Genomic DNA, 12,248 nt, shown 5'->3' on the forward strand with positions numbered 1-12,248 from the left:
CCGGGGGCTTCCTTCCGTCTGGCGAGATGGACTGCGGGCGTTAGCCTGCAATGCGCCGGACGTAGTCGTATTCGGATTTGCGGCCGTCACGCTTCCTTGCAGGCTGGAATGCAACGGCTGCGTGCTCAGTGCAATAGGGACCGCAGTCGGCTTTACGTCCGCAGAAGGCAAATTTCGGGTCTGCAGGGTCGCCGATCGGCCATTTGCACATGGAATCGCGCAGGGTGAGAATGGTTGCCGGCGTGCCGTCTGCCATCGGCAGGGGCGGCAGCGGGGCAAGGGCCGTGCTGCGCTCTGGCGCAGCGGGCGCGCTGGTGAGGCCGGGCAGGACGGTGGGCGCCGGGGCGGCAGGCGCTGCCGCGATGGCAGCCCCTTCGACCAGGAAACGCGGCTTCGGACGGGCCAGGCGCGGCGGACGCTTGACCGGCCGGGACGGGGTGGCGCGGCCCGACAGGCCGAGGCGGTGAACCTTGCCGATCACGGCATTGCGGGTAACCCCGCCCAGCTGTTTGGCAATCTGAGAGGCTGAGTGGCCCTCTGCCCACAGCTTCTTGAGCACTGTTACCCGTTCATCGGTCCATGACATGGCTTGCAGGCCTCCCGCCTGAGGCCGGGCCGCAAACGGGACCCAAGCCTACTAGATGTTGTGACGGCTGTTACGCACCGCCCCTCTCGACACCTAGATATCGTATCAGGACCGAAATGAAACACAACATGCGCCCCAAGCTTTCCACAGGGTTTCTAGATGTTGTGGCAGGGATTCCACAGGGCGGGTGGTTGGAGGGGGCGGTGGAAAAAGGCTTCCGCGCCCCCTCGCGCTGGGTGGCTGCATGGCCTATTTGCCTTGAATGGATACGATTCCCGACAGCCCGCAATCTCGCCTTCGCCAGTACGGCGCCTTCAACGGCCTTGGGCTGTGGACCCTCTACAAAAGGGAAGTGTCACGCTTCCTGAAGGTCTGGATGCAGACCGTCTTCGCGCCGGTCGTCACGACCCTGCTGTTCATGACGGTGTTCAAGCTCGCCTTTGGTGACCGGGGCAGGCTGACCGGCGATTTTGAGGGCATGAACTACAATGATTTCCTCGCTCCCGGCCTGATCATGATGGCGATCCTGCAGAATGCTTTCGCCAATACCAGTTCGAGCCTTTTGCAGGCGAAGTTCAACGCCACCCATGTCGACTTCCTGATGCCGCCGCTTTCGCCGCTGGAGCTGACGATTGCGTTCCTGGGCGGGGCAGTGACGCGCGGACTGGTCGTGGCAGCCATTTCTGCCATCGCGATCCAGCTCTCCGGCCTTGCCAACCTGTCGGTGGCGCATGTCTGGCCGATCCTCTGGTTTACCCTGACATCGGCCATCATTCTCGGGGCGCTGGGGGCCTATGGCGGCATCTGGGCGGACAAGTTCGACCATCTGGCGGCCGTCACCAACTTCGTCATCGTGCCGCTGACTTTCCTTTCGGGGACGTTCTACGACATCAAGGTCATGGTGGAGCCCTTCCAGACGATCGCCCATTTCAACCCGATCTTCTACATGATCGACGGGTATCGCTATGGCCATCTGGGTGTGGCGAACGGATCGATCCTGGTGGGGGTGATCTTCACCGGTGTTCTGGCGCTTGCCTCCATGATCTGGGTCTGGCTGCTGTTCCGCAATGGCTACAAGCTCAAGGCCTGATCCGGCCCGGTCAGGGCGCTGTCAGGGTTCCCCTGAGGCGCGACCAGGGTTGACCGATTAACCATACTGCCACCCCATGGCCGGGCGGAGGGTCAAAAGGCCCCCGGACAACCGGTGATGGAGGTGTTGATGACACTTAGAAAAATATTGGCAGGGGGCCTTGCGCTTGCTGCCCTGGGCATGTCCGCATGCACCAGCATTCCCAATGACATGACGATTGGTCAGTATTGCGCCAATCCCGACAAGGCAGACGAGGATGTCTGCCGCCTCAAGGTCGAGATCGATGGCCAGTCGACGGCGCTTGCAGATACCAACCTGCGCATGTCGGAGGCTTTCAATCTCGTCGGCGAGGCCCAGTCGGCAGCTGATCAGGCCAGGGCCGATGCCGCCGCGGCCATGGCCAAGGCGGAAGAAGCCCTTGCCAGGGAGGACCAGATGCAGTGCGAGACCCGCACCATCCAGAAGTCGAACATCGGCACCTGCCGGGAAGGCTATACCCTGACCAGCTGCACGCAGACGCGGTTCACAACCCGCGCAGGCGGCCTCTCCATCCTGCGCGAGATCAACGACCAGCAGTGCCGGTTCCAGGACCGTGTACTGGAAATGCAGGTACGGTGCTGCGGCATGGCGAGCGCTGCGCCCCAGCCGGCCGACGAGACGATCGACGAGCAGATGCCCGAACCGGCGCCGCCGCCTGCGGCTGAGCCTCCGCCGGAAACCGAGCCCAATACATTGCAGTACTGAGCAACCTTCAGCGCGCGAAGGCGGTCACAGCGCCGCCTTCGCCGCATCCTTCCGGTAGCTGCGGGTTGCCATCAGCAGGCAGACGATGCTGGCGGCGTTGAACAGCAGGATCAGTTCCAGAGCGCGGGCGAGGGGCTGCTCGGCGCCGCGCCGTGCAAAATGGTCCGACAGCTCGCCCGCGATCCACGGCCCGCAGCCGATGCCGATCAGTGTCAGGCAGAACAGCATGAAGGCGGACGCGAAAGAGCGCATGCGCAGTTTCACCAGTTCCTGCGAGGCGGTGTAGGCAACGCTGGCATAGATGAGGCCGATGAAGCTCGGAACAATGTTCCAGGCATAGGCCAGCTCAACGCTGGGCGCGCGCAGGAACATCCAGGCAAAGGGCAGGGCGATGGCGGCGCAGATGGCGATGATCAGCGGGCGCCAGCGCAGGTCTTTCTTTGAAAGCATATCGCACACCCGCCCCAGCACGATCGCGCCAATGCTGCCGACCCCGCCAATCAGGAGGCCCAAAGGCAGGGAAACCTGGCCGGGAGAGAGGCCATAGGTGCGCTGAAGATGGCTGGAGGTGAACACAAGGAAAGCGTTTGCCGAAATGCAGATCAGCAGGCAGCCCGCGAGCAGCCAGAGGTAAGAGGGCTGGCTGAAGATGAATTTCAGGGTCTCGCCAAGCGGGGGCGCGGGGCTGTCATCCTGGCGCTGGTCGGCAAGGCCCCGGACCGGTTCCCGGATGCCGAAGCGAACCACCAGGGCGAGGATCAGTCCGGGAATGCCCGCCACGAAGAAGGCAACACGCCAGCCATAGAGCTCATACACATAACCGCCGAGCGCAAAGCCCGCCATGATGCCAAGGCCGATGCCGGCGGTGTAGATGCCCAGCGCGGTCGCGCGTTCCTGCGGCGGGTAGAGATCGGCAATCATCGAGGTGGCCGGCGGGGTGCCGCCTGCTTCGCCGACGCCGACGCCCATGCGCGCCAGCAGAAGATGCCAGTAGTTCTGGGCAAGGCCGGAAAGCGCCGTCATTGCCGACCAGAGGCCGAGCGCAATGGCGATGATGTTGCGGCGGTTGCCCCTGTCGGCCCACATCGCGACCGGAATGCCCAGTGTCGCGTAGAAGGCGGCAAAGGCAATGCCCGAGAGCCAGCCGAGCTGGCTGTCGCGAAGCCCGAACTCGTTCTTGATCGGCTCCAGCAGGATCACGAGGATCTGCCGGTCCACATGGTTGAACGTGTAGGTCAGTGTGAGGACGGCAAGGATCCAGGCGCGGCCTGAAATCTTCGGCGCGGCAGGGGCAAGGGCGGGGCTGGTCATGCCGCAGTCTCCAGTCGGTTGAGAAAGTCAGAGATGGCGGAAACCGCTTCGGGTTCGTCCAGGATTGGCGCGTGTCCGACGCGCGCCACTGTGGCAAGGCTTGCATCCGGGTGGCGCCTCACCATTTCGCGCGCCGTGGCGCCCGAGAGGATGTCGGATGTCCCTCCCCGGACGATCAGAAGTGGCGCCTTGCGGGTTGCGGCAAACATGCGCCACATCACGAAGTTTGTAAGGGCGCCGGGCTTTACCTTGCCCAGAGAGCGGGCGATTGCCGGATCGTAGGCCAGCACAACCTCGCCATTGGGAAGCTGCTTGTAGGTGCGCCGGGCAAAATCCATCCAGCGCGCTTCCGGCATGTCCGGAAAGGCCGCGCCCTGAAGCGTTTTCACGGCCGCAGCGGCGCTCTCCCAGTCCGATACCGGAGCCACCTTGCCGGCATAGGAGGCAATACGCGACAAGCCGGCTTTCTCCACCACCGGCCCGACATCGTTGAGGACGATGCCGGCCACGCGCGCAGGGGCAGAGCGGATCATCAGCAGCGAGATCAGGCCTCCCATGGAGGTGCCGATGAGCGCCGCTTTCCGGACGCCGAGCGTGTCGAGGAGACCCAGCATGTCGCGGGCATAGACTTTCGGCTGGTAATTGTCCGGCTCCGGATCATAGGCAGACCGGCCACGTCCGCGCACGTCGACGGCCAGGTAACGGTGATGGCGGGGCAGGGCGGCGATCATCGGCTCGAAATCCTGATGATTTCGCGTCAGGCCGTGAATGCAGAGCACCGTCAGGCGGGCGTCTTCGGGCCCATATGACTTTGCATAGAGATCAAGCCCGTCTGCCGAATTCCAGCGTATATCTGTGCCATCTGGCAACATGCCCCTGCACTCCCCCTCGGGAGCTGATGTCCCGTTTTCAACAGATGTTGAAAAATAGACGCAATCCCTGCACAAAGGCAAGCGTGCATGGCGACTTTGACAACAGGGCGGTCTGGTCCATAGGCTGGGAATGACAAAGCCCGAGGAGGAATCGCCCTGAGCGCGCGAATGAAGACGCCGCCCCCCAAGGCAGACCGCCGGACCGCGATCCTCGACGCGGCCGAAGCCGAATTCAGCGCGCATGGTTTTGATGGCGTCACCCTGCGGACGATTGCCAAGCGGGCAGGGGTCGATCTTGCGCTGCCGAACTATTATTTTGGCCCGAAGAAGCAGTTGTTCGACGCAGTCTTCATCCGGCGCGCCGAAATCGTGAACCAGTGGCGCGAGGATGCGCTCAAGGCAGCCATTGAGGCGGCCAAGCCAAGGCCGCCCACGGTTGAAGCCATCATCCGGGCCTATCTGGAGCCGATGCTGACCGGGCCGCATCTGGAGGATCAGGGCTGGAAGAACTACTATGCGCTGGTCGCCTATGTGAACAACTCGCCCGGCTGGGGCGGGCGTCTGATGGCGGAGCATTTCGATCCGCTGATCCGCCAGTTCCTCGACGCCTTGCGCCTCTCGCTTCCGGGCATGGACGAGAAGGACCTTTTCTGGGGGTATCAGTGTTTCTCAGGCGCCCTGACGCTGGCGCTTGCCCAGACCGGGCGCATTGATCACCTTTCCGGGGGCGTCTGCCAGTCTGATGATCTTGCAGATGCGTGCGAGCATATGGTGCATTTCATTGCGGGCGGCTTCGAGGCTGCGCGGCGGGCGGCGCCAGCGGCCCTTCCGGCGCCGCCCGCCCGGCGCCGGTCTGCCAGAGGCACGGCGGCCTAGAGCTGAAACATCCTTCCGTGGAAAGAAAAAGGGCGGCATCTGCAGATGCCGCCCTGAAGTGAGGTCCGGTTTGGCCACGCCCCCGTGCCCCGCGGGGCGCAGCCTGGGAGAAAACGCTCCGGACCGATCAGAACGCGTAGTCGACGCCGAAGCTGAACGTGCGCGGATCACCGTAATAGGCGTTCAGGACGCCTTCCAGACCAAGCGTCGGCGCGCCCGTGACCGGATTGATGAAGTTGTAGCCGGCAACCTTGTAACGCTCATCCGTCAGGTTTTTACCGGTGAAGGTAAAGCCCAGACGGCTGTCGTCAGGTTTCCAGCGCAGGCCGAGATCGATCAGCGTATAGGCTTCCTGATCGAGCGGGCTGCGGATCTCGAACTGGCTTGAATCATCCCGGTAAGAAGCAAGCGTGTTGAGCGTCAGGCGGCCTTCCCGCTGGAGGATGTGGAAGGGGGTGTCATAGGTCAGACGCAGGCTGCCGGTCCATTCCGGCGTATTCTGGAAGACACGCTGATCGGCAACGTCATTGCCGAAGGCATCAATGAACTCGTTGAACTCGGCATTGATGTAGCCAACCGAGACCGAAGAGGTGAACAGGTCGGACGCGTTGAAGATCTCTTCGCCGAGAACGGCCGTGCCTTCAAATTCGACGCCCCAGAGATCGGCCGACGCGGCGTTGGTCGTCACGCCGGTGAAGGTGTCATTGACGCCGTCTCCATTGGTGTCGAGGCCGACCGAACCCGGGATCTGGACGTTCTGGTAGTCCATGAAGAAGGCAGCGATGCTGGTCTGCACGCGGTTGTTGAAGGTGTTGGCTTTCCAGCCGATCTCATAGCTGTCGACTTCTTCGGGGTCGAACTGCATGAACGCGAAGATTTCTTCGGGAGAGACGGTGCCGTTCAGGTCGAGGTCCGGGGCAGCCGATGTCTGTCCGCGCGGGTCGAAGGACCCGCCTTTGAAGCCCTGCGAATAGGTGGTGTACAGAGTGTGGTCTTCGGTCGGCTTGTAGGTCAGCGAGACGCGCGGGCTGAAATCGTCGAACTTGGCCGAGCCGTCAAAGTTCGACGTCGTTGCGATCGGAACGCCTGGCCCGCCAAAGAAGGGCGAGAAGCCGCCGATATAGGTGCGGCGCAGAACGATCGAGGCGCGCTCGTCCTCGGTGTAGCGCCCGCCCAGCGAGATCGCGAACTGGTCTGTCAGGTCATAGGTGAAGTCTGCAAACACAGACCAGGTTTCCGTGCTGACCTCGCCGAATGTCTGGGCATTGAGGCCAGGCAGGCTGAGGATCGCGCCCGTGGTGCCCAGCAGCACGTCAAACACGGTGGAGGAGTTTGCATCAAGATAATAGGCGCCCACGATGCCGTTCAGGCGGTCACTGGAGTAGAGCAGCTGGAACTCGTTGGACAGCTGGTCATTCGTGTAGATGCCGGGAACATCGACATCTGCCTCCGGCAGGGCGTCGAAATCGATCGGGCTCGTGCCTTCATCTTCGCGATAGGCGAGGATGTTTTTCAGCGTGATGTTGTCGTTCACTTCATATTCGGCAACCAGCGATCCGCCATAGACTTCCACCTGCTGCTCCACCACATCGAGGCCCGCGCGGTTGTCATAGACATCGTCCAGAACCGGGTAGGTGAAAGGCGGGAAGCGATCCGTGATCAGACGGTGACCCTGGCGGGCATTGGACTCGTCATTCATATAGTCGCCGGCAAGGCGCAGCTGGAAGGCGTCGGTGACATCCCATTCAGCGGAGAGGCGGGCGGAGAGGACGTCTTTGTTGTAGTTTTCTTCGCCGGTGATGAGGTTTTCGCCGAAGCCGTCGCGGGTGAAGATACCGATGCCGGCGCCGATGCGGAAGGTGTCAGCCAGCGGGGTTGAGGCAGAGGCCACGACATCCTTCTGGCCATAGGTGCCGAGCACGCCGCGCGCCTTCATTGCAGGCTCGTCAGAGAGGCCCTTGGTGACATATTTCACCGCGCCGCCGATGGTGTTGCGGCCATAAAGCGTGCCCTGCGGCCCGCGCAGAACTTCAATCCGCTCAACATCATAGACCTCAAGCACCGAGCCCTGAGGCCGGTTGAGGTAGACGTCATCGACATAGATGCCGACCCCGGATTCAAAGCCCGACACCGGGTCCTGCTGGCCGACGCCCCGGATGAAGGCGGAGATGGTGTTGTTGGTGCCGCGGGAGACTTCCAGGGTCACGTTGGGGGAGATCTTGGCGACCTCGTCCATGGTCTGGACGCCGAGGTCTGCCAGGAGGTCGCCGCTGAAGGCGGAGACGGAGAGGGGCACGTCGAGGAGGTTTTCCTCGCGGCGCTGGGCGGTCACGACGATGGCGCCGAAGCGGCGTTCATCGGACGCGGCGGTCTCTTCTGTCTCGGTCTGGGCATAGGCGGCCACCGGCGTCAGCGCCGTGGCGCACATCGCCAATGCCATGAATCTATTGAACTTTACGGCCATATTGTCCTCCCGTATGCCCGTTATCGAGCTATTTCAACACCTGTTGAGTTTCAACAGGTGTTGAAATGACAGGGCCGGCGCGGCCTGTCAATGTGTTCCGGGTGCAACACTCAGGGTGCGCGCGGCCACGAAAACTCCAATGGAAATGCCAATCGAGGGCAGAAAAACTCCGGGCGGGCTTGGGCGGGGCGGCATGGGCCGGCCATTCACCCCTGGCGCTTATCGGGGGCGCCTTTCCAAACGCCCTGCGCGTCCGCTCACCTTCGGAACAATCTACTAAAAAAGATCTTTGTCGCGATTTCGGTAGCCGATGCGCCTCGCCGTCCGCTGGCCTTCTCTGCCCCTCGAGAGGGGGGCGAGACTGACATGACCCTTCTGTTCACCCGGCGATCACGCGGGCACCGGGCAAGGGCTGTCAGCTATGGCTCCCACCGGCGAAGCCCTTGTCCTTGCGCCAGATAACTTTTGAGCAGACGGACTGCACAGAACTCAGCCCCCGTTCAATGCCTTGGCCTTCAAGTGCTCGATCTTACCCCGGGCGCGCTTTTCAACGAGCGCCTGCAGGATTTCTGCCCGCTCGCCCAGCCAGGCAAGCTCTTCAGCCGTGATCGCATAATGCTCTGAGTACCTGGCATCGACATAAGCGCGCTTCAGCAGTTCAAACAGCCGCCGATCCTGTTTGGTCTCGCGCGGCCAGGCGGCAATCAGGTCCGGAGAAACCTGCTCAGCCAGCGAGCGGAGGAATTTGATACTGTGGGTCGAAGGCGAGTAGTTCGTCTCCACAAGGAGGAGGCAGGTGTAAGTGCGTTCGACTGCCTGATGTAGCAGGAACGCGGCATCTCTCAGGACCTGATCCTGAATGCTGTCTCGCGACAGTTTGAGCGAATGCTGAGCCAGAGGCATCCAGAAGTTATAGTGCTTCTGCGCTGTCGCGAAGATCTCCTCCGCCGTCTGCGGCTGGGGCGTCACGAGCGGCGTGCTGCCCTTGAGGTCGTAGAGCGCAATGCCTTCCTTGATGATGTCGGTGAAGAAGTACTGGCCCTGCGAGAGGGCGCTGTTCACCTCGTCCATCGTGTGCACGATAAAATTGACCGGCGTCCTGATGCCTGTCTCCCGCATGATCCGGTCTTCGGCGCGGTACCAGTAGGTGGCAAAATCAACCACGCTCTGCTGGTTGACGACGATCAGGAGATCATAGTCGCTTAAGTACCCCTTGGCGGTATGGGGCTCGTCGACCCAGGTCCCGCGCGCATAGGAGCCGAACAGGACGATCTTGAGGATGCGGCCTTCCTTCTTCTTCGGGGAAGAGGCGGACTTCATGGCATCGGCAAATTCCTCAAACAGGATTTCCGTCACGCGGGCGAGTTCGCGCTGCTTGCCAGGAGGGAGATGGTCGAGGTCGGTTCGCATCCCGTTCATATTAGGCAGCGCCGCACCCCGTGCAAAGCGCCAATCCTCCCTTCAGTTGGGCCTCTTGCAGGCAGGAAAGGGAGGCAGGGCGTGCCCGCCCGCTAGTTCGGAGGCTGCCATTCGAAGAGGTCCAAGGTCTCGTCGCTCGGGCGTTTGCCTTTCATCCGGTCGAAGCAGGGGTGGGGGATGTGGCGGCCCGAGGGGAGGATTTCGGAGACGAAGGTACCGCCATGGGAGGGCTTGGACACGCGGATCGGCGCGCCGCACAAGGGGCAGTTCTCGGCCCAGCCCTGGCGGGGCGGGGCGTCGCGGGCGTCCGGGCGATAATAGATGGTAGCGGCCACGCGGGAGCGCTCCGGGCTGGCATTGGCATTCCGGAAGTGTTCCTTGCGGTGAATCCACATCTTGGGGGCTCCTCTACGCTGCTGGGGCCAGGGGTAGCAGGGAGGGGTAAAAGAAGCGTGGCTTTTAGCGCGGATAAGGGCGCGCTTATCCGGCGGGGTTTCCTCGCCGTCCAGACGTGCAGGCGTGAGCGAGGCTGATGCCTGCCTCAATTTCCCCGGGGCGGACAAAAGGCAAAGGTGCGTTCCTGGATCGGAAAGTGAACATAATCGTTCAGTACACGTATAAAACCTCGTTAGAGCTTATCCGTTATCAAATCCCCAAATCCTCTTCCCTCAATCGCTTGACCTCGTCCCGGAGGCGCGCGGCCGTTTCAAACTCGAGGTTCGCGGCGGCTTCGCGCATCTGTTTTTCGAGGCTGGCGATGGCAGCCTTGAGGTTGTGACCAGATGCGCCGGCGAGGGGCAGCAGCTTCTCTTCGCTGACGCCGCGTTCGCGGTTGCGGCGGGACCTTGAGGCGGAGGGTTTTTCGCCGAGTTCGGAGAGGATGTCGGACACGGCGCGTTTGATCGTGGTGGGCGTGATGCCGTGTTCGATATTGTAGGCCATCTGCTTTTCGCGGCGGCGGCTGGTTTCGTCCATGGCGCGCTGCATCGAGCCGGTGATCCGGTCGGCATACAGAATGACTTTTGCGTCGGCATTGCGCGCGGCGCGGCCGATGGTCTGGACGAGGGAGGTTTCCGAGCGCAGGAACCCTTCCTTGTCGGCGTCGAGGATGCCGACAAGGCCGCATTCGGGAATGTCGAGCCCTTCGCGCAGGAGGTTGATGCCGACGAGGACATCGAACACGCCGAGGCGCAGGTCGCGGATGATCTCGATGCGCTCGATGGTGTCGACATCCGAATGCATGTAGCGGACCTTCACCCCATTCTCGTGGAGGAAGTCTGTCAGGTTTTCCGCCATCTTTTTCGTCAGGGTGGTGATCAGGGTGCGCATGCCGCCCGCGGCGGCGGTCTTGGCCTCGGCCATGATGTCGTCGACCTGGTTGGCGCCGTCATTGGAGACGGGGCGGACCTCGACCGGCGGGTCGATGAGGCCGGTGGGGCGGATGACCTGCTCGGTGAACACCCCGCCCGTGCGCTCCATTTCCCATTTGCCGGGGGTGGCGGAGACGTGAACCGTCTGGGGGCGCATGGCATCCCATTCCTCGAATTTGAGGGGGCGGTTATCGAGGCAGGAGGGCAGGCGAAAGCCGTATTCGGCGAGGGTGGACTTGCGCGAGAAGTCGCCTTTGAACATGGCGCCGATCTGGGGGATCGTCTGGTGGGACTCGTCGGTGAAGACGAGGGCGTTCTCGGGCAGGTATTCGAAGAGGGTGGGGGGCGGCTCGCCGGGCTTGCGGCCGGTGAGGTAGCGGGAATAGTTCTCGATGCCGTTGCAGGAGCCGGTGGCGGCGAGCATTTCCAGGTCGTAGGTGCAGCGCTGCTCGATGCGCTGGGCTTCGAGGAGTTTTCCGGTCTTCTCGAAATGGGCGATGGTGGTCTTCAGCTCCGCCTTGATCTTCTCGATGGCCTGGTTGAGCGTCGGGCGGGGCGTCACGTGGTGGCTGTTGGCGTAGATCTTGACCTGGGGGAGCTTCTGGATCGTGCGCCCGGTGAGGGGGTCGAACTCGGTGATGGCTTCCAGCTCGTCGCCGAAGAAGGAGAGCTTCCAGGCGCGGTCTTCATAGTGGGCGGGGAAGATGTCGATGACGTCGCCCTTCACGCGGAAGGCGCCGCGGCCGAAGGCGACATCGTTGCGGGTGTACTGGTTGGCGACGAGGCGGGCGGTGACCTGTTTGGGGTCGATGCGCTCGCCCGCCTTCAGGGTGAAGGTCATCGAGGTGTAGCTCTCGACCGAGCCGATGCCATAGAGGCAGGAGACCGACGCCACGATGATGACATCGTCACGCTCCAGGATGGCGCGGGTGGCCGAGTGGCGCATCCGGTCGATGGCCTCGTTGATGGAGCTTTCCTTCTCGATGTAAAGGTCCGCGCGCGGAACATAGGCCTCGGGCTGATAATAGTCGTAATAGGAGACGAAATACTCGACCGCATTGTCGGGGAAGAAGGATTTGAACTCGCCATAGAGCTGGGCGGCGAGGGTCTTGTTGGGGGCAAGGATTAGGGCAGGGCGCTGGGTCGCCTCGATCACCTTGGCCATGGTGAAGGTCTTGCCCGTGCCGGTGGCGCCGAGGAGGACCTGGTCGCGCTCGCCGGACTGGATGCCGCCCACGAGTTCGGGGATCGCGGTGCGCTGGTCGCCGGCGGGCTCGTATTCGGAGGCGACGCGGAAGCGCTGGCCGCCTTCGAGCTTCACCCAGTCGCGGTCCGGCCGGTGGGGCGTCCACTGGTCGGAGGAGAGGGCGCCGGCAGCGTCTAGCGCGGCGCCGTCGAGGGCGAAGGCAGCAGAGGCGTCAGCGACGCCGCGAGCGGGGGGACGGGAGGAGCGGGCCATGGGGCGCATATTGGGCGCTGTGGGGAGAGAGTAAAGGGTGTTCTTGTTTTGTGCGAT

10 protein-coding genes are annotated in these 12,248 nt (G+C 62.7%); 3 read left to right on the top strand and 7 right to left on the bottom strand.

From position 1 onward, the window contains the following. Nucleotides 1-40 precede the first annotated feature (40 nt). Nucleotides 41-586 carry a GcrA family cell cycle regulator gene (locus KG722_RS06250; RefSeq protein WP_213270816.1) on the bottom strand — a complete coding sequence of 182 codons (546 nt, stop codon included), beginning with the start codon at nucleotides 584-586 and terminating at the stop codon, nucleotides 41-43. A 262-nt stretch (nucleotides 587-848) separates the two neighbouring features. Here KG722_RS06250 and KG722_RS06255 point away from each other — a divergent pair, with 262 nt between their 5' ends. Both KG722_RS06255 and KG722_RS06260 read left to right on the top strand, forming a co-directional pair. Further along, the gene (locus tag KG722_RS06255) at nucleotides 849-1,676 is read left to right on the top strand and encodes an ABC transporter permease (protein ID WP_213270818.1); all 828 of its coding nucleotides are present in this window, start codon (nucleotides 849-851) and stop codon (nucleotides 1,674-1,676) included. A 129-nt stretch (nucleotides 1,677-1,805) separates the two neighbouring features. After that, on the top strand, nucleotides 1,806-2,420 hold the full coding sequence (locus tag KG722_RS06260) for a hypothetical protein (protein WP_300998265.1): 615 nt from the start codon (nucleotides 1,806-1,808) through the stop codon (nucleotides 2,418-2,420). 24 nt (nucleotides 2,421-2,444) lie between these two features. Here KG722_RS06260 and KG722_RS06265 read toward each other — a convergent pair whose 3' ends face one another. Beyond that, nucleotides 2,445-3,731: an MFS transporter gene (locus KG722_RS06265; RefSeq protein ID WP_213270821.1), complete on the bottom strand. Its 1,287-nt coding sequence runs from the start codon at nucleotides 3,729-3,731 to the stop codon at nucleotides 2,445-2,447. Next, entirely contained in the window at nucleotides 3,728-4,603 is an 876-nt protein-coding gene (locus KG722_RS06270) for an alpha/beta hydrolase (RefSeq protein ID WP_213270822.1), read from the bottom strand. The genes KG722_RS06265 and KG722_RS06270 overlap by 4 nt, the downstream gene beginning before the upstream one ends. A 168-nt stretch (nucleotides 4,604-4,771) precedes the next feature. Here KG722_RS06270 and KG722_RS06275 point away from each other — a divergent pair, with 168 nt between their 5' ends. After that, nucleotides 4,772-5,479: a TetR family transcriptional regulator gene (locus KG722_RS06275; RefSeq protein WP_213270823.1), complete on the top strand. Its 708-nt coding sequence runs from the start codon at nucleotides 4,772-4,774 to the stop codon at nucleotides 5,477-5,479. Nucleotides 5,480-5,606: 127 nt separating this feature from the next. Here KG722_RS06275 and KG722_RS06280 read toward each other — a convergent pair whose 3' ends face one another. From KG722_RS06280 to uvrB, 4 genes are all read right to left on the bottom strand, one after another. Next, a complete protein-coding gene (locus tag KG722_RS06280; protein WP_213270824.1) occupies nucleotides 5,607-7,943 on the bottom strand; it encodes a TonB-dependent receptor in 2,337 nt (778 codons plus the stop codon). 489 nt (nucleotides 7,944-8,432) lie between these two features. After that, on the bottom strand, nucleotides 8,433-9,362 hold the full coding sequence (locus tag KG722_RS06285; protein WP_300998266.1) for a HEPN domain-containing protein: 930 nt from the start codon (nucleotides 9,360-9,362) through the stop codon (nucleotides 8,433-8,435). Nucleotides 9,363-9,454: 92 nt separating this feature from the next. Continuing rightward, entirely contained in the window at nucleotides 9,455-9,757 is a 303-nt protein-coding gene (locus tag KG722_RS06290; protein WP_213270825.1) for a hypothetical protein, read from the bottom strand. Nucleotides 9,758-10,007: 250 nt separating this feature from the next. Beyond that, the gene (gene uvrB, locus KG722_RS06295) at nucleotides 10,008-12,191 is read right to left on the bottom strand and encodes an excinuclease ABC subunit UvrB (RefSeq protein ID WP_300998267.1); all 2,184 of its coding nucleotides are present in this window, start codon (nucleotides 12,189-12,191) and stop codon (nucleotides 10,008-10,010) included. Nucleotides 12,192-12,248 lie beyond the last annotated feature (57 nt).

The organism is Hyphomonas sp. (assembly GCF_018402285.1).
Taxonomy (GTDB): domain Bacteria; phylum Pseudomonadota; class Alphaproteobacteria; order Caulobacterales; family Hyphomonadaceae; genus Hyphomonas.